Here is an 18528-nt window from a genome sequence, read left to right as displayed (position 1 = left end):
AGCCGTATGTCGCAAAAAATTAGAGTGCGTTCGCTTCTGATGGGGGCAGCGTTCACTCTTCTTTTTGTTCTATTGATCGGAAGGCTTTACTGGCTGCAAATCGTAGAAGCGTCTTGGCTGGTAGCGAAGGCGGAAGCGATGTGGGACGTCGAGCGGACGCTGCCGGCGGAGCGGGGCACCATTTACGACCGCAACGGGCAAGTGCTCGCGTCCGACGCGAAGGGGTATACCGTCGTGCTGAACCCGAAGCTGATCAACGAGCTCGGCCTAGCCGAGGAGGTTGCGCAAGGGCTTGCGCAGACGCTCGGCGTCGACGAACGCCAGCTGTACGAGCATGCGACGAGCCGAGACGACAAAGGCGAATTCCGCAAATATCGGCAAATCGGCAATGAAGGACGCCAGCTGCCCGAAGAGAAGGCGCAGCTCGTCAGAGAATGGAAGGCGGAGTTCTTAAAGGAGCACGGCATCAAAGGCGACAATTGGCAGGGCGTCACGCTCGAAGAGGGCCAAATGCGGTATTACCCGAAGGGCGAGTTGGCCGCGCACGTGCTCGGCTTCGTCAACAAAAACGGCGATCCGGTGTCCGGCATCGAGCTGGAGATGGACGAGACGCTGCGCGGCACGCCGGGCTCCATCCAGTATCAGAAGGACCGCATCGGCCAAAAGCTGCCGGATTCGCGGCCCGAGCTCATTCCGCCGAAGGACGGCCAAAGCTTGGTGCTGACGATCGACCAGACGATTCAGCATTACGCCGAAGCGGCGGTGAAGAAGGCGTACGAGCAGTTCCGGCCGAAGAGCATGACGGCCATCGCCGTCGATCCGCAGACGATGGAAGTGCTGGCGCTCGTCAATTACCCGACGTTCAACCCGAACGAATATTGGAAATACGACCCGGACAAAGACTTCCGCAACATGGCCATCCAATCCCGCTACGAGCCGGGCTCGACCTTCAAGCTCGTCACGCTCGCGGCGGCCGTCGACCAAGGGAAGTTCAACCCGAACGCAACGTATCGGTCGGGCTCGATCCGCATTACGAACCGGACGCTGAACGACCACCGCCGAGGCGGCTGGGGGGAAATTACATACTTGGAAGGTTTGCTTCGTTCCAGTAACGTCGCGTTCGTCAAGCTCGGCTACGAGATGCTCGGCGAAAACGTGCTGCGGGAGTATATCGATAAATTCGGCTTCGCGCGGAAAACGGGCATCGATTTGCCGGGCGAAGTCGGCAGCACGATCAACTTCCGCTACCCGTCCGAGATCGCCACGGCGACGTACGGCCAAGGCGGCGTTATCGTGACGCCGATGCAGCAGATCGCCGCGTACGCGGCGATCGCGAACGGCGGAAAGCTGATGCAGCCTTACGTGGTGAAGCAGGTCGTCGATTCCGAGACGAACGAAATCGTATCCGAACGCAAGCCGAAGGTCGTCGGACAAGTCGTCTCCGAGGACGTGGCGAAGCAAATCACGAATTATTTGGAGCAGGTCGTATCGGACGACCGCGGCACCGGCAAGCGCGCCCGCATCGACGGATATACCGTCGCCGGCAAGACCGGAACGGCGAACATCGTCGTGGACGGGGAATATTCCTCCGATACGTGGGTCGTCTCCTTCATCGGGTACGCGCCGGCCGACAATCCGCGCATCGTGGTGGCGGTCATCGCCGACCAGCCGGACCTCGGCGGCGATTCGAACCGCGCGGGCGAAGTGACGGCGACGACGTTCAAGGAGATCGTCTCCCAGAGTCTCCGGTACATGGGCGTGAAGCCCGATTCGGCGATGCCGGCCGCCGTCGCCTCCCTCGGCGGGGATCCGCTCGAGACGGTGCCGGACTTGGCGGGCCTTGCGCCGGATGCAGCGGCCGAAGAGCTGATCGCGCACGGCTTCACGGCGGAAATCGTCGGCGACGGAGCGAAGGTCGTCGGGCAATATCCGGCGGCGGGCGAGAAGCTCGCCGGCGCCCAGCAGGTGTACGTGCTGACCGTGCCGCAGGAGGAAGCGCCCGTGCCGAACGTCGTCGGCGAAAGCCTCAGAGACGTCGTTCAGCTGTGCGCGCTGCTCGGCCTCAAGTGCGAGGCGACGGGCGAAGGCTACGTCGTTCAACAAGAGCTTGTGGAAACGGAAGGGCGTCCGACGCTGCGCGTGATGCTGGAACCGCTGAGCGAGCGGGCGGCGAAGGGCGAAGCGACAGATAGCGAAGAAGGCTCCGTAACGGAGACGGACGGTTCGGAAGAGGACGCGGGAACGCCCGCGGACGAATCTCCCGGCGATCCGGATGATGAGGGATTGCCGGCGGACGGCGAAGCGCCGGAGGGCGAAGGCGCGCCCGCGTAGGGCTTGTTCTACCCCCGCCCCCCCCTGAATAGTCTAGAAAGAGATAGACGTGCTTTCTGGCGAAAGGGAGGGTGGACATGCGCGCATCGAACGTTACGCTGCGCCGGCGGCTGTTTCTCGTGCTGGCGCTCGGTACGGTGCTGTTTCTCGCATTGTTGGCAAGGCTGGCTTGGGTCCAGTTGTTCATGGGTCCGTCTTTAACGGAGATGGCGGAAGATTCATGGCGGCGCAACGTCCCGTTTGCGGCGAAGCGCGGCGAAATATGGGACCGCAACGGGGAAAAGCTCGCATACAACATAAGCACGCCGACGGTGATGGCCGTGCCGGCGCAAATCAAGGACAAGGAAGGCACGGCCAAGCGGCTTGCGCCGGTGCTTGGCATGACGGAGAAGAAAGTGCTCGAGGCGATCTCGAAGCGCGTCTCCATCGTGCGCCTGTCGCCCGGCGGCCGGAAAATCTCGCAGGACAAAGCCCAGCAGGTGAGAGATTTGCAGCTGCCGGGCATTTTCGTTGCGGAGGACAATAAGCGTTATTACCCGTACGACGGACTCGCCGCGCATGTGCTCGGCTTCACCGGCATCGACAACCAAGGGCTGACCGGGGTCGAAGCGTCGTACGACGAGCTGCTGCGGGGCGTCGGCGGGAGCATCGCCTATTTGTCCAACGCGAGAGGCGAGGAGATGCCGAATTCCTCGGAAGAATACATACCGCCGAAAGACGGGCTGACGCTGCAGCTGACGCTCGATCGGCAAATCCAGACGATCATGGAGCGGGAGCTCGACCAGGCGATGGTCCGCTATCAGCCGGACCGGATCATTTCGGTCGCCGTCGATCCGAACACGGGCGAAGTGCTCGCGATGGCGAGCCGGCCCGGCTACGAGCCTGGCGATTACCAGCAATACCCATCGGAAGTGTACAACCGCAACCTGCCGATCTGGATGACGTACGAGCCGGGGTCTACGTTCAAAATCGTGACGCTCGCGGCCGCGCTCCAGGAAGGCAAAGTTACCTTCGAAGAAGAATTTTACGATAAAGGCGCGATCGAAGTCGGCGGGGCGCGGCTGCGCTGCTGGAAGCCCGGCGGACACGGCGCGGAGACGTTCCTCGAAGTCGTCGAAAATTCGTGCAACCCGGGCTTCGTCGTCATGGGCCAACGGCTCGGCGCGACGACGCTGTTCGATTACATCAAGAAATTCGGGTTCGGCGCCAAAACGGGCATCGACCTCGGCGGCGAGGAGAACGGCATTCTGTTCAAGCCGGAGCGGGTCGGCCCGGTGGAACTGGCGACGACGTCGTTCGGGCAAGGGGTGTCGGTGACGCCGATCCAGCAGGTGATGGCGATTTCCGCCGCGATCAACGGCGGCAAGCTGTATCGGCCGCATGTCGCGAAGGCGTGGGTCGATCCGGAAACCGGAGAGGTCGTCGACGCGATCGAACCGACGCTCGTGCGCGACAACATCATCTCCGAGGAAACGTCGCAAAAGGTGCGCATGGCGCTCGAAAGCGTCGTCGCGAAAGGGACCGGCCGGAACGCTTTCATCGAGGGCTACCGCGTCGGCGGCAAAACCGGCACGGCGCAGAAGGTCGTGAACGGCCGCTACTCGCCGACCGAGCACATCGTTTCCTTCATCGGCTTCGCGCCGGCGGACGATCCGAAGATTCTGATTTACACGGCCGTCGACAATCCGAAGGGCTTGCAGTTCGGCGGCTTGATCGCCGCTCCGATCGTCCAGAACATTATGGAGGACAGCTTGCGCTACATGGGCATCCCTCCGCGCAAGGAGCAGCTCGAGCCCGAATACCGGTACGGCCTCGACGTGATGATGGTCGAGGTGCCGGACCTCGTCGGCCGGACGACGACCGAAATTTATCAGAGTCTCAACATGAACTTCACGCTCGCGAAATACGGGGCCGGGAATACGGTCGTGATGCAGGAGCCGAAGGCGGGGACGAAGGTGCCGATGGGCTCCACCATTCAAATTTATTTGTCCGACAAGGCGTCGCCTCCGCCGGGGAATTGACCGCCGGAGGACTCCTTTTCCGGTAATTTCCGTTGCGGCCGCGCTTTTTTGTCTATAATAAAAATTCAACCTTTCTGAACGGAGGGGAATCCCTTGTTGCTGCAAGAGCTCGCATCGCTATTCCTGAAAGCCGACATTCGCGGGGACGGCCGCGTCGACGTCTCCGGCATCGCGGTCGATTCCCGCCGCGCCGCGGCAGGCGATTTGTTTTTATGCATTCCCGGCTTTACGAACGACGGCCACGATTTCGCGGCGGCGGCCGTCGCGAACGGCGCGGCGGCGCTCGTCGCGGAGCGGGAGCTGCCGCTTCCGGTGCCGCAGCTGATCGTCCCTGACGCCCGGTACGCATCGGCCATTATCGCGCGCCATTTCTACGGCGATCCGAGCAAGCGGGTGCGGACGATCGGCGTCACCGGCACGAACGGGAAGACGACGACGACGACGCTCATCGAGGCGATTTTGTCGCAGGCGGGGCATACGACCGGCCTGATGGGCACGATTCAGGTGAAAATCGGCGAGCTCGCGGAGCCGGCGGAGCGCACGACGGCCGACGCCGTGTCGCTGCAGCGGACGCTGCGGCGCATGGCCGATGCCGGCGTCGACTATTGCGTCATGGAGGTGTCGAGCCACGCGCTCGACCAGGGGCGGACGATCGGCGTCGATTTCCGGACCGCGGTATTCACGAACCTGACTCAGGATCACCTCGATTATCACGGAACGATGGAGAAATATGCCGAGGCGAAGGGGCTGTTTTTCGCCCGTCTCGGCAACGCGGCGGAGCCCGGGGAGGCGGCGCGCAAATACGCGGTGCTGAACGCGGACGATCCCGTGCATGCGAAATATAAAGCCATTACCGCCGCGGAGACGATTTTGTACGGCATCGAGGCGGACGCGGATGTGAAGGCGAGCGACATTCGTTTGACCTCGAAAGGGACGAAGATGTTGGTGTCCACGTTCGCGGGCGAAACGGAGCTCACCGTCAACATGGTGGGCAAATTCAACGTTTATAACGTTTTGGGCGCGATCGCCGCAACTTTGGCGGAGGGGATCCCGTTAACGGTAATAAAGGAGGCGCTGGAGCGCCTGCCCGGCGTCGAAGGCCGGGTCGAGCCGGTCAGCGCGGGGCAGCCGTTCACGGTGCTCGTCGATTACGCGCATACGCCGGACGGCCTGCTCAACGTGCTCGACACCGTGAAGGAGCTCGCGCGCGGACGGGTCATCACCGTATTCGGCTGCGGCGGCGACCGCGACCGCGGCAAACGGCCGATCATGGGACGCATCGCGGCGGAGCGGAGCGATTACGCGATCCTGACATCCGACAACCCGCGTTCGGAGGCGCCGGAAGCGATATTGCGCGACATCGAAGCGGGCGTGCGCGAAGCGGGCGCGGACCATACGCGATACGAGGTCGTCGTCGATCGGAAGCGCGCCATCCAAAAAGCGGTTGAAATGGCCGAGCCTGACGATGTAGTATTGATTGCGGGCAAAGGACACGAAACGTACCAAATTATCGGCGGCGCGACGCTCCCCTTCGACGACAGGCTCGTCGCGAAGGAAGCGATTCTCGGGAGGACGAAGGCATGATACAGGCGAAGCTTGACACCATTGCGACATATGCCGGAGGCTCCGTCGCGGGCGGACTCGGGAAAGAAGTCGACATCCGAGGCGTGTCTACGGATACCCGCACGATTACCGCGGGCAATTTGTTCGTGCCGTTGATCGGCGAACGGTTCAACGGGCACGCGTACGCGGACGCCGCGTTCGCGGGGGGAGCCGCCGCCATGCTGTGGCAGGCGGACCAAGGGGAGCCGCCGGCGGGCCGGCCCGTCGTCGTCGTCGACGACACGCTGGCCGCGCTGCAGCGGCTCGCCGCGAGCTACCGTCGCTCGCTGCCGGTTCGCATCGTCGGAATTACCGGCAGCAACGGCAAGACGACGACGAAAGACATGACCGCGGCGGTATTGTCCGCCGCTTATCGCGTATACAAAACGCAAGGCAATTATAACAATCATATCGGCCTGCCGCTGACGCTGCTGTCGCTGACGCCGGACACCGAATTCGCCGTTCTCGAGATGGGCATGAGCGGACGCGGCGAAATCGAGCTGCTGACGACGATCGCGCGGCCTGACGCGGCGGTCATTACGAACATCGGCGACGCGCATTTGCTGCAGCTCGGCTCGCGCGACGAAATCGCCAAGGCGAAGCTGGAAATTCGCGCGGGCCTCGCCGAGGGCGGCACGTTCGTCGTTCCGGGCGACGAGCCGCTAATCGACCGGTACCTCGGCGAAGCGCCGGGGCCGGCCGCATGCCGCCTCGTCCGCTTCGGCGCAAGCGACGCCTGCGAGATTCGCCTTGCGTCGGTCGAGCTGTCGGCGAACGGCACGTCGTTCCGAACGACGGATTCGCCCGTCGTCTTCCGCATCCCGATGCTCGGCCGACACAACGCGACCAACGCGCTGGCGGCGCTCGCGATCGGCCGCTCGTTCGGCCTCGACGACGAGCGGATCGCCGCCGCGCTCGCCGGCTTTACGCCGACGGGCATGCGCATCGAACGCGTCGACGGGAAGAACGGCACGACGCTGTGGAACGACGCGTACAACGCGAGCCCGACGTCGATGCGCGCGGCGCTCGCGCTGCTACGCGAGACGACCGGTTACGCCCGCAAATTCGCCGTGCTCGGCGATATGCTCGAGCTCGGGCCCGAAGAACGGGAGCTGCATCGCGGCGTCGGCCGCGAGCTCGCGCCGGAAAGAATCGATTACGTGCTGACGTTCGGCGCGCTCGGGCGCGAGATCGCCGACGCGGCGGCGCCGAATTATCCGGAAGAACGCGTCCAGGCGTTCGACGACAAAGAGGCGCTCGCGGACGCGCTCGAGCGGCTCGCGCAGCCGGGGGATCTCATCCTCGTCAAGGCGTCGCGAGGCATGAAGATGGAAACGATTATCGAACGAATGCGGAATCATCCGTAGAAGGGGGACGGCAGTGGAACTCAATCCGATATTAATCACGACGGGCGTTTCCTTCGCGCTGGCCGTCATTCTCGGACCGCTTTGCATCCCGCTGCTGAGGCGGCTCAAATTCGGTCAGCAAATTCGGCAAGAAGGACCTCAAGGCCATCAAAAGAAAGCCGGCACGCCGACGATGGGCGGCATCATTATTTTGCTCGCGCTGCTGCTGGCGTTTCTCCGCTTTTCCGACCGATCGCTCGACGTGTACGTGCTGCTCGTCGCGTCGCTCGGCTTCGGACTCGTCGGCTTTTTGGACGATTATATCAAAATCGCCTTCAAACGCTCGCTCGGTCTCACCCCGAAGCAGAAGCTGTTCGGTCAGCTCTTGTTCTCGATCGCGGTCTGCGCGTTGCTGTACGCGAGCGGCCACGACACGAATGTGTACGTGCCAGGGCTCGATTGGACGATTCCGCTCGGCTTCTTGTACTATCCGTTCCTCATTTTGTTAATGCTGGGAATGAGCAACGCCGTCAATTTCACCGACGGTCTCGACGGCCTGTTGTCCGGGACGAGCGCCGTCGCGTTCGGCGCTTTCGCGGTCATCGCGATGATGCGCACCGAGCACGAGGCGGCGTTCTTCTCGGCGGCGATGATCGGGGCGGTGCTCGGGTTTTTGGTGTACAACGCGCACCCCGCCAAAGTGTTCATGGGGGACACCGGCAGCCTCGGGATCGGCGGGGGCATCGTCGCCGTCGCTGCGCTGACGAAGACGGAGCTGCTCTTGCTGCTCATCGGCGGCGTATTCGTCGTCGAAGTGCTGTCCGTCATCATCCAAGTCGTTTCGTTCAAAACGCGAGGCAAGCGGGTCTTCAAGATGAGCCCGATTCACCATCATTTCGAGCTGGTCGGCTGGTCCGAATGGCGCGTCGTCATTACGTTCTGGCTGACGGGTCTGGTGCTTGCGGGGCTCGGCATTTATATCAACGAGGGGTTGTAAGCCTATGCTGCATCCGGACCGGTACCAAGGCCGCCGGGTCGTCGTGCTCGGTTTGGCGAGAAGCGGCGTCGCCGTGGCGGAATTGTTCCACAAGCGCGGCGCGGACGTCGTCGTCAACGATAAGAAAGAACGCTCGCAATGCCCTGAGGCCGACCCATTGTCGGCTCTGGGTATTTCTGTTGTTTGCGGACATCATCCGGACGACCTCATCGACGAGAATACGGCGTTGGTCGTGAAAAATCCCGGCATCCCGTATTCCATCCCGCCGATCCGGAGAGCGCTCGAACTCGGCATCGAAGTCGTCACGGAGGTGGAGGTTGCCGCCCGCATCGCGAAATCGCCGATGATCGGCATCACGGGCTCCAACGGCAAAACGACGACGACAACGCTCGTCCATTTGATGCTGCGGGAGGACGGCCAAGGGGCTGTCATCGCCGGCAATATCGGCCGCGCGCTCACCGAGGCGGCGCTCGAGGCGAAGGAGGACGAATGGCTCGTTACGGAGCTCAGCAGCTTTCAGCTGAAAGGCACCGTCGATTACCGCCCGAACGTCGCCTGCCTGCTCAATTTGTACGAAACGCATCTCGATTACCACGGGACGATGGACGACTACGCCGCTTCGAAGGCGAAGCTGTTCGCGAATCAGACGCCGGACGATACGGCGGTGTTCAACTGGGACGATTCCTTCTGCCGCTCGCTCGTCCCAACGCTGAAAGCGAAGCGGTTCCCGTTCTCTTCGAAGCAACCGCTGGAGAGCGGCGTTTACATAACCGACGGCCTAGTGATGATCGCGCGCGGCGACGGGCGGACGGAGGAGCTCATGCCGGTCGCGGACATCGCGCTGAAAGGGAGCCACAACGCCGAGAACGCGATCGCCGCCGCGGCCGTAGCTCTCGCGGCCGGCGCCGCGCCGGACAGCGTTCGGAACGTCCTGCGGACGTTCCGGGGAGTCGAGCACCGGCTCGAATTCGTGCTCGAGAAGGAGGGCGTCGCCTACTATAACGACTCGAAAGCGACGAATCCGACGGCGACGGTCAAATCGATCGAAGCGTTCGAAGGGCAGCCGATCGTGCTCGTCTGCGGCGGCCTCGACCGCGGCTCCGACTACATGGAGCTGCTGCCCGCGTTCGAACGATCCGTGAAGGCGGTCGTCGCTCTCGGCCAGACGCGGGAGAAGCTGCTGCGAGTAGCGGAGCTGGGCGGCGTCGCCAAGCGGCGGGCGATCGACGAGGCGGAACCCGCAGAAGCGATGCGGCTCGCCGCGGCCGCCGCCGAGCAATTCGCCGAGCCCGGGGACATCGTGCTGCTGTCGCCGGCGTGCGCGAGCTGGGATATGTTCCCGTCGTTCGAGGACAGGGGACGCATGTTTAAGCATTCGGTGCATACCTTGTAAATAGGGTTGTACTATCGAGTGCGAAAGGGTGTCCCGTATGTCCAAAGTCCGTTCCGCGCCTGACGTGTATATTTTGATCGCGACGCTCGGGCTGCTGTGCCTTGGCGTGGTCATGGTTTACAGCGCGAGCGCGGTCATGGCGTTTCGCGAGTTCGGCGATTCGCTCTATTACTTGAAGCGCCAATTGATTTTCGCGGGCCTCGGTCTCGTAGCGATGTATTTTACGATGAACGTAGATTATTGGATTTGGAAGAAGTATGCTAAAATCGGGCTTATCGTTTGCTTCGCGCTGCTCGTCATCGTGCTGATTCCGGGCATCGGGGTCGTCCGCGGCGGGGCGCGAAGCTGGCTTGGCATCGGAAGCTTCGGCATCCAGCCTTCGGAGTTTATGAAGCTGGCCATGATCGTGTTTTTGGCGAAGCTGCTGTCCGAGCATCCGGAGCGCCTCGCTAAATTTACGACGGGGCTGCTGCCGCCGCTTGCCGTCGTCGGTCTCGCGTTCGGCCTCATTATGCTCCAGCCCGACCTCGGATCCGGGGCGGTGCTCGTCGGCGCGTCCCTGATCGTCATCTACTCGGCCGGCGCGCAAATCAAACATTTGGCGGGTCTCGCCGCCGTCGGCGCCGCCGGCTTCGTCGGACTGATTCTGGCGGCGCCGTACCGCATGCAGCGCATCACCGGTTACCTCGATCCGTGGTCCGATCCGCTCGGCTCCGGATATCAAATCATCCAGTCGCTGTTCGCGATCGGACCGGGCGGCCTCGTCGGACTCGGTCTCGGCGCAAGCCGGCAAAAGCACAGCTACTTGCCGGAGCCGCAGACCGACTTCATTTTTTCTATCGTTGCGGAGGAGCTCGGCTTTATCGGCGGAGCTTTGCTGCTGTTATTGTTTCTGCTGCTCGTTTGGCGGGGCATGCGCGCAGCGATCACCGCGCCGGATTCGTTCGGCAGTTTGCTCGCGGTCGGGATTGTCGGCATCTTCGGCGTCCAAGTGTTCATCAACATCGGCGTCGTCATCGGGCTGCTCCCGGTCACCGGGATCACGCTTCCCTTGATCAGCGCGGGCGGGTCGTCCTTGACGCTGCTGCTTACCGCGCTAGGGGTTCTTTTAAACATCTCGAGGTTTGCCAGATAGGCTTTTGTCACACTTCCGCGCGGAAAACATACCATATCGTATGACTGTGACGTCGGGAGCGAGGGCTCCCCAAGTCACGCGTTGTTGCTAGTAAGGAGGAACGACCAATGGAACAATGGATCGACGAGCTGCGAGCCAAACACGTCGGCAACATATTGACCGGCGAATCGTTGGCATCGCACACGACTTGGAAGATCGGCGGCCCGGCCGACGTACTGGTGATTCCTTCCGGTAAGCGAGAGCTGGCGGAAACGGTCGCGACGCTGCATCGGCACGGCGTCCCATGGACGACGCTCGGGCGCGGCTCCAACGTGCTCGTGTCCGACCGCGGCGTACGCGGGGTCGTGATCAAACTGGGCGACGCGTTCGACTTCGTTCGGTTCGACGGCGACAAGGTTACGGCGGGCGGCGCGTATTCGTTCATTAAGCTGTCCGTCATGACCGGCAAAGAAGGCTTGACGGGCCTGGAATTTGCAGGGGGGATTCCGGGCAGCGTCGGCGGCGCCGTCTACATGAACGCCGGGGCGCACGCATCCGACGTCTCACGCATCTTGATCTCCGCCGAAGTGGTGTTGGAGAACGGGGAATTGGCAGTTTGGTCGCGCGACGATTTCCGTTTCGCGTACCGGCATTCCGTGCTGCACGAACGCAAAGCGATCGTGACGGAGGCGACTTTCCAGCTCGCCTACGGGGACCGGAGGGAAATCGCCGCCGCGATGGCGGCGTTCAAGGACCGGCGCATGCGGACTCAGCCGCTCAGCGCGGCATGCGCGGGCAGCGTTTTCCGCAATCCGGAAGGCACCCATGCCGCGAAGCTGATCGAGGCCGCGGGCCTCAAAGGCTACCGGGTCGGCGGCGCGGAAGTATCGACGCTGCATGCCAATTTCATCGTGAATACCGGCAACGCGACGGCGGAAGACGTGCTCACCTTGATCAAGCGCATTCAACAAAAGGTGGAAGCCGAGACAGGAATCCGGCTTGTTCCGGAAGTGTTGGAGGTCGGTGAGCGCTAATTCCGGAGGTGGGACTTTGGAGAAATTAGTAATCGACGGTGGACGGCCGCTCCAAGGCGCGGTGCGGATCGAGGGGGCGAAGAACGCGGCGCTTCCGATATTGGCCGCTTCCGTTCTCGCAGGCGGCAAGGTCGTCATCGAGAACGTGCCGAACTTGCTCGACATTCACGTCATGCTCGATATTTTGCGCTCGCTCGGCGCGGACGCGTCGTTGACCGGGAGAAGCGCGGTCGTAGATACGCAAAACGTGAACACCTCGGAAATTCCCGAGACATTAATGAGCAGAATGAGGTCTTCCATCTTTTTGATGGGGCCGCTTCTCGCCAGATTCGGCGAAGTAACGATCTATCAGCCGGGCGGATGCGCCATCGGAGAGCGGAAAATCGATTTACATTTGAACGGTTTGAAGGCGCTCGGCGCCTTGGTGACGGAGACGGAAAATAAAGTGGTGTGTCAGGCGAAACGATTGAAAGGCGCCGACATCGTGCTCGACTTCCCGAGCGTAGGCGCCACGGAGAACCTGATGATGGCGGCCGTGACGGCGGAAGGCATTACGACGATTTCGAACGCGGCGCGCGAGCCGGAGATCTCCGATCTGCAGCTGTTCTTGAACCGGATGGGCGCCAAAATCATCGGAGCCGGCACCGACACGATCACGATCGAAGGCGTCGAGCGGTTATCCCCTTGCGAGCACCGCGTCATCCCCGACCGGATCGTCGCCGGTACTTTGATGGTCGCGGCCGGAGCGACGCGCGGCAGCGTCGCGCTGGAAGGCGTGGTGCCCGCACATTTGACGTCTGTGATTCACGCGCTGCGGCGCGCCGGTGTTCAAATCGCGATCGACGATGATATAATGAACGTAGTCGGCGTGGGGCGGCCGCGGGCAGTCGAACGGATCGTCACGAGTCCGTATCCTTCGTTCCCGACCGATTTGCAGGCGCAGATGATGGTGCTGCTGTCGCTTGCGGACGGATTGAGCGTCATGAAGGAGACCGTGTTCGAGGGTCGGTTCAAACATGTGCACGAATTGTCCGTCATGGGCGCCGACATTCGTGTCGATTTCAACTCCGCCTTCATTCGCGGCGTGCCCCGGTTGTACGGCGCGACCGTGGAAGCGACCGATCTGCGCGCGGGCGCGGCTCTCGTCATCGCGGGCTTAGCTGCGACGGGCAGGACGGTCGTCGAACAAATCCATCATATCGACCGCGGCTACGAGTCGATCGAAACGATGTTTCGAAGACTGGGCGGCCGAATCGAGCGGACGTCGAACGTGTTGGCGGATCGAATCGCCAGCTCGATGTAACGTTATAGCATGCGAACGTACGTCCCTTCCGGGCTCGGGGGGGACTGTCTTATTGCAGGGTATGAGACAAACTGTCGACGAAGGCGGTGACATCTTTGCGGGGTCAAGAGCCGATGCCCGTCGTACGCGGCGAACGGCCGCGCCGAAGAGGCAACAGGAAGCTGTTGATATTTTTGTTTCTATTTTTTGTCGTGCTGCTCGGCGTGCTGTTTTTCCAATCGTCCTTCAGCAAGATTCATGTAATCGAAGTATCCGGCAATCGGTTGCTGACGACCGAGCAAATTATCGAAGCCGCAGGCATAGCTGTGGGAGATCATTTCTTCGCGGTAAGCGGCGAGGAGCTCGACGAGCGCGTGAAGCGTCTCGGCGCAGCGGAGCAGGTGAACACGGTAAAGTCGTTTCCTGGAGTCGTGAAGATCGTGGTGAAGGAATATCCGGTCGTTGCCCTGGAAATAACGGAAAACGGCGATATCGCCGGGCTCTTGTCGAACGGAGCGTCGGTTCCTTACGGCGACGTGGAAAATGCCGCTTCGCGGCCGATATTGGCCGGTTGGGACGACCCGGAGCTGAAACGCCGCATGACGGAAACGCTTGCGTCCATTCCGCCGGAAATGCTTCAGGACGTTTCCGAAATTCGTCCCAGTCCGACGACGGGGTATCCGGATCGTATCGTTTTGTACACGAGATCCCACTTCGAGGTGCTGACAAGGATCTCCTATCTTACCGAAAAAATTTCTCTTCTTGACGATTATGTATATGATATGAAGAACGAGGATAGAACGACGGGACGCATCGTGCTGCTGGAAACGAACTACGCGGAAACGTTCGAAACGCCGGAGGCGGAACCCGGCTCTGGGTTGTCTCCTTGACAAATAATCACTATTCAACCGCATGTTCTCATGTTAGAATTGTCCTTATGGATTTTGATAATTTTCAACATTAACAAAAAGAATGGGTAAAAAAGAGGGAATCTGACTTTTGTGTTGAATATGTATAAAGTTCTTGTGTGCTTGCGTAAACAGTCTTTAATATTTCGGGAGGTGCCAGCGCTTTGAGCGGCAACGACATCATAGTGAGCTTGGACATCGGAACGTCCAAAGTCCGCGCCATCATCGGAGAAGTGACAGGCGGCTCCATCAATATCGTAGGCGTCGGCTCCGCCGATTCCGAAGGTATTCGCAAAGGGGCCATCGTTGATATAGATCAAACGGTGCAATCGATCAAGAGCGCCGTCGACCATTCGGAACGGATGGTCGGCGTCACGATATCGGAAGTGTACGTCGGGATTGCCGGCAATCATATCCAGCTGCAATCGAGCCACGGCGTCGTCGCAGTCTCCAACGAAGACCGCGAAATCGGCGGGGACGATATCGACCGCGTGCTGCAGGCCGCCAAAGTCATCGCCCTTCCTCCGGAACGGGAGATTATCGGCATCGTCCCGAAGCAGTACATCGTGGACGGCCTTGAAGGCATTCACGATCCGAGAGGCATGATCGGCGTTCGCTTGGAAGTCGAAGCGATCGTCATCACAGGCGCCAAAACCGCAATACATAACTTGCTCCGCTGTGTCGAGAAAGCGGACCTCAAGGTCGCGGGTCTCATCCTCATGCCGCTTGCCGCAGGTCACCTGGCGTTGTCGAAGGACGAGAAAAACCTAGGTACCGTGCTCGTAGACATCGGCGCAGGCGCCACAACGATTTCGATTTTCGAAAACGGCACTTTGTCGGCTACCTCTACGCTGCCGATCGGCGGCGAATACGTGACCAACGACATCACGATCGGCCTTCGGACGCAAGTGGAGATCGCCGAAAAAATCAAGCTGAAATACGGTTGCGCCTCGATTCAAGACGCCGCTCCGGACACCACCTTCAAGGTGACTCGCATTGGCAGCAACGTTGAGAAAGAGTTCTCCCAAGTCGATCTCGCAAGCATTATCGAGCCCCGCATGCAGGAAATCTTCGATCTCATCAAAGCCGAAGTGAGACGGATGAGGCCCGGCGAATTGGCTGGCGGCTATGTGCTTACTGGCGGCGCCGTCTCCATGCCGGCGTTGTTGTCGGTCGCGCAGTCGGTGCTCGAAACTTCGGTACGCATCGCCTCACCGGATTTCATCGGCGTCCGAGAGCCGGCTTACACGAGCGGCGTAGGCGTAATCTCTTATGTCGCTAAATTTCTGCGCACGAGAAGCACGGTCTCCGTCCGCAGCTCGGCCGGCCGCAAGGCGGTAACTTCCGCCAACAAGCCGAGCCTTGTCGAACGGTTCAAAAATTGGATTAATGAGTTTATTTAGGGCCAAGGGGGAGCTTGCATGTTAGAATTCGATCTCGACATGGACCAACTAGCGCAAATTAAAGTGATCGGCGTTGGCGGCGGCGGAAGCAATGCTGTCAACCGAATGATCGATAACGGCGTTAAAGGTGTCGAATTTATTACAGTCAACACGGATGCACAAGCGCTTCACTTGGCGAAATCGGAAACGAAGCTTCAGATCGGGGACAAGCTGACGCGGGGTCTTGGCGCCGGCGCGAATCCGGAGGTCGGCAAGAAAGCGGCCGAGGAGTCGAAAGATCTGATCGTCAACGCGCTCAAAGGCGCCGACATGGTGTTCGTTACGGCGGGTATGGGCGGCGGCACCGGTACGGGAGCAGCCCCGGTCATCGCGGACATCGCGCGCGAATGCGGCGCGCTGACCGTCGGCGTTGTGACTCGTCCGTTTACGTTCGAAGGACGCAAGCGTCAAGCGCAAGCGGAGCTTGGCATCGCGGCCTTGAAAGAGAAGGTCGACACGCTGATCGTAATCCCGAACGACCGACTGCTTGAAATCGTCGACAAGAAAACCCCGATGCTCGAAGCGTTCCGCGAAGCGGATAACGTATTGCGCCAAGGCGTGCAGGGCATCTCCGACTTGATCGCCGTTCCGGGTCTGATCAACCTCGACTTCGCCGACGTAAAGACGATCATGACAGAGCGCGGCTCCGCGCTGATGGGCATCGGTCGCGCCAGCGGCGAAAACCGCGCGGCGGAAGCCGCGAAGCGCGCTATCATGAGCCCGCTTCTCGAAACGTCGATCGACGGCGCTCGCGGCGTCATCATGAACATTACCGGCGGCGCGGACCTCAGCTTGTACGAGGTTAACGAAGCGGCGGAAATCGTCATCGCGGCAGCCGATCCGGAAGTTAACATGATCTTCGGCGCGATTATCGACGAATCCTTGAAGGAAGAAATCAAGGTCACCGTCATCGCAACCGGCTTCGAGCATAAGCCAAGCGCGCCGCAGCCGCCTCGCCGCCCTGGCGTCGCTTCCGACGGCGCGGAGCCGCGGACCCAACCGAACATTCGCCCGTTCGGCAACACGCCGAGCAGCGACCAGTTGGACATCCCGACATTCCTGCGCAACCGCAACAAAAACCTGATGGACGACTAATCGTCACATCACGAATCAACGCGAACGAAGCCCCACCCGCCTTTTGCGCGGATGGGGCTTCTTGCATGCTCTCGGACTCTTACTCGCTATCCCATCGGCTCAGGCAGTGAGCCTCTCCGCGCACGCTTACGCGCTATCCCTTCGGCTCAGGCAGTAAGCCTCTCCGCGCACGCTTACACGCTATCCCATCGGCTCAGGCAGTAAGCCTCTCCGCACACGCTTACGCGCTATCCCATCGACTCAGGCAGTGAGCCTCTCCGCGCACGCCTACGCGCGCTATCCCTTCGGCTCAGCAACGAGCCTCTCCGCGCACGCTTACGCGCTATCCCATCGACTCAGGCAGTGAGCCTCTCCGCGCACGCTTACGCGCTATCCCATCGGCTCAGCAGTGAGCCTCTCCGCGCACGCTTACGCGCGCTATCCCTTCGGCTCAGGCAGTGAGCCTCTCCGCGCACGCTTACGCGCTATCCCATCGGCTCAGCAGAAAGCCTCTCCGCGCACGCTTACGCGCTATACCATCGACTCAGAAGGGAAGCCTCGCTGTGCCCATCCCGTTCTCCTACTTTCTCTGCAGATCTCCACGCGGCCTCCACATTCCTACCCATTATCCCATTGGCTCAGTACGTTCCCAAATCGTTTTACTAACGACTTCCGCGAGTTGGTAAGGGGGTGTTCCTCTGGATCTGTTCCGGCTGCAATGAAAGATACGTCATTAATAACACGTTGTCCCCTAAAATCAGCGAATGAGAGAGTCCATTCGGCAACCAGACGGTAACGAGGAGCGCTGCATTTACAACGATGACGGTTTGGGGGTTGGGCTACCACGCGCTTCGATGCCTTACGTGTTATCCCATTGGTTCAGATAATTACATGCATCGCATTAGGATGGAGCGAGAGTTCGTTTGGAGGTAATTTCTCTCCACACTTTAAGAGGTTTAAAATCGATATCCGATAGCTGGGATTACTTATGCTTACTAGTTTGAAATTTTCCCAAAGTACTTATTTATGTTAACTTTCGCCGTTATTTGTGCTTAAGAACCTGCTCTTGTCCTACGATTGTGATAACTTATTAATTTCGTTAAATATTTGAATAAATTATGCTGCAGCAGCCATCCGTATTGATGTGTGTGACGACGTCTGCATGCAGGCGGATAGCAGCACCTCAATTGGATTTTGACCATGGAGCCGCATATTGATTCTAAAGCAATATTCATCAAAATACAGCTCTAAATATCGGGAGCTGATGCCGCGAAATGTTCGATGGATCCAAGATGTGGCGGAATAGTATGCACTGCGCAAGTCCTCATTTTTGTGAAAAGGGATGCGCGGTAAGATCTGAACGGGGAACTCGCTTCTGACATGGTTCCGAACAAATTCGTTTTCCCAGTGTCGGCGTTTCGAGGCGTTCCGCAGCAGTTCGGCATCGCCGGGTTTCATTTTCGTATAGATCGGATTTCCAGTTCGGTCATACGAAATGCCAACGATAACCGGACGTTCGTGGGGATATCGCAGGCATGTCCGAAAAGCGGGGGTACCATACGTGGCGGCACCCGCTGCCAGTCGGCCGACCAACGGTTGTGCCGCATCCCACTGGTTGATGCATTGACGAAGTTTTCTCAGCATGGACCAAGCTGTTTTATATGTAACGGCGATGATGCCCATTAATTGAACGGCATTAATGCTTTCGTCGCGGGACATGGCTTGGATCGCGACTGCCCATTTTTCGAGGGGCGTACGGCTTCGCTCCAGAGCGGTACCGGCGGTTAGGGTCGTTTGATGTTTACAAGCCTGACACTGGTATAAGGGCAGGGAGCGCTTTTCCGAATGAATGGTATAAGCGATTGAATGTCCGCACCGGGGGCAACGAAACCCGTCAGGCCATTTTCTTTGGTAGAAGAATTGAACGATATCCTCCACAAGAAATCCCACCGATTTCCAAAAACTTTCCCTCATTATACCAAAC

The 18528-nt window shown here is 60.2% G+C and carries 13 protein-coding genes; 12 read left to right on the top strand and 1 reads right to left on the bottom strand.

Annotation, left to right across the window (positions count from 1 at the left end):
- Window positions 1-6 precede the first annotated feature (6 nt).
- The 12 genes from VE009_RS25610 (at window position 7) to ftsZ (ending at window position 16565) form a co-directional block, all read left to right on the top strand.
- Window positions 7-2331, top strand: a complete 2325-nt coding sequence (locus tag VE009_RS25610) for a penicillin-binding transpeptidase domain-containing protein (RefSeq protein ID WP_325012720.1) — start codon at window positions 7-9, stop codon at window positions 2329-2331.
- A gap of 77 nt (window positions 2332-2408) precedes the next feature.
- Entirely contained in the window at window positions 2409-4352 is a 1944-nt protein-coding gene (locus tag VE009_RS25605; RefSeq protein ID WP_325012718.1) for a stage V sporulation protein D, read from the top strand.
- Between the two features lie 93 nt (window positions 4353-4445).
- Window positions 4446-5936, top strand: coding sequence for a UDP-N-acetylmuramoyl-L-alanyl-D-glutamate--2,6-diaminopimelate ligase (locus VE009_RS25600; protein ID WP_325012716.1), 1491 nt, complete (start codon window positions 4446-4448; stop codon window positions 5934-5936).
- Complete coding sequence (locus VE009_RS25595) at window positions 5933-7321, top strand: UDP-N-acetylmuramoyl-tripeptide--D-alanyl-D-alanine ligase (RefSeq protein WP_325012715.1); 1389 nt, start codon at window positions 5933-5935, stop codon at window positions 7319-7321. Before VE009_RS25600 ends, VE009_RS25595 begins: the two co-directional genes overlap by 4 nt.
- A gap of 13 nt (window positions 7322-7334) precedes the next feature.
- The gene (gene mraY / locus VE009_RS25590; protein WP_325012712.1) at window positions 7335-8297 is read left to right on the top strand and encodes a phospho-N-acetylmuramoyl-pentapeptide-transferase; all 963 of its coding nucleotides are present in this window, start codon (window positions 7335-7337) and stop codon (window positions 8295-8297) included.
- Window positions 8298-8301: 4 nt separating this feature from the next.
- The gene (murD, locus tag VE009_RS25585; protein ID WP_325012710.1) at window positions 8302-9690 is read left to right on the top strand and encodes a UDP-N-acetylmuramoyl-L-alanine--D-glutamate ligase; all 1389 of its coding nucleotides are present in this window, start codon (window positions 8302-8304) and stop codon (window positions 9688-9690) included.
- A gap of 37 nt (window positions 9691-9727) precedes the next feature.
- Window positions 9728-10825, top strand: a complete 1098-nt coding sequence (gene spoVE / locus VE009_RS25580; RefSeq protein ID WP_325012708.1) for a stage V sporulation protein E — start codon at window positions 9728-9730, stop codon at window positions 10823-10825.
- A 107-nt stretch (window positions 10826-10932) separates the two neighbouring features.
- Window positions 10933-11838: a UDP-N-acetylmuramate dehydrogenase gene (murB, locus tag VE009_RS25575; RefSeq protein ID WP_325012706.1), complete on the top strand. Its 906-nt coding sequence runs from the start codon at window positions 10933-10935 to the stop codon at window positions 11836-11838.
- Between the two features lie 16 nt (window positions 11839-11854).
- A complete protein-coding gene (gene murA / locus VE009_RS25570) occupies window positions 11855-13141 on the top strand; it encodes a UDP-N-acetylglucosamine 1-carboxyvinyltransferase (RefSeq protein WP_325012704.1) in 1287 nt (428 codons plus the stop codon).
- Between the two features lie 173 nt (window positions 13142-13314).
- The gene (locus VE009_RS25565) at window positions 13315-14010 is read left to right on the top strand and encodes a cell division protein FtsQ/DivIB (RefSeq protein WP_325012702.1); all 696 of its coding nucleotides are present in this window, start codon (window positions 13315-13317) and stop codon (window positions 14008-14010) included.
- 182 nt (window positions 14011-14192) lie between these two features.
- Window positions 14193-15431, top strand: coding sequence for a cell division protein FtsA (gene ftsA / locus VE009_RS25560; protein WP_325012700.1), 1239 nt, complete (start codon window positions 14193-14195; stop codon window positions 15429-15431).
- 18 nt (window positions 15432-15449) lie between these two features.
- Window positions 15450-16565, top strand: coding sequence for a cell division protein FtsZ (ftsZ, locus tag VE009_RS25555; RefSeq protein WP_325012698.1), 1116 nt, complete (start codon window positions 15450-15452; stop codon window positions 16563-16565).
- 1095 nt (window positions 16566-17660) lie between these two features.
- Here ftsZ and VE009_RS25550 read toward each other — a convergent pair.
- On the bottom strand, window positions 17661-18482 hold the full coding sequence (locus VE009_RS25550; RefSeq protein ID WP_325012697.1) for an IS1595 family transposase: 822 nt from the start codon (window positions 18480-18482) through the stop codon (window positions 17661-17663).
- Window positions 18483-18528: the final 46 nt, after the last annotated feature.

Origin of the sequence: Paenibacillus sp. (assembly GCF_035645195.1) — a bacterium.
GTDB lineage: Bacteria > Bacillota > Bacilli > Paenibacillales > YIM-B00363 > Paenibacillus_AE.
This window is presented reverse-complemented; position numbering and strand designations above follow the sequence as displayed.

Excerpts from the sequence above, each read along its gene's own strand:
- VE009_RS25595 (WP_325012715.1), top strand. The coding sequence starts at position 5,933 with ATGATACAGGCGAAGCTTGACACCATTGCGACATATGCCGGAGGCTCC.
- VE009_RS25610 (WP_325012720.1), top strand. The coding sequence starts at position 7 with ATGTCGCAAAAAATTAGAGTGCGTTCGCTTCTGATGGGGGCAGCGTTC.
- ftsZ (WP_325012698.1), top strand. The coding sequence starts at position 15,450 with ATGTTAGAATTCGATCTCGACATGGACCAACTAGCGCAAATTAAAGTG.
- spoVE (WP_325012708.1), top strand. The coding sequence starts at position 9,728 with ATGTCCAAAGTCCGTTCCGCGCCTGACGTGTATATTTTGATCGCGACG.
- murB (WP_325012706.1), top strand. The coding sequence starts at position 10,933 with ATGGAACAATGGATCGACGAGCTGCGAGCCAAACACGTCGGCAACATA.
- VE009_RS25605 (WP_325012718.1), top strand. The coding sequence starts at position 2,409 with ATGCGCGCATCGAACGTTACGCTGCGCCGGCGGCTGTTTCTCGTGCTG.
- murD (WP_325012710.1), top strand. The coding sequence starts at position 8,302 with ATGCTGCATCCGGACCGGTACCAAGGCCGCCGGGTCGTCGTGCTCGGT.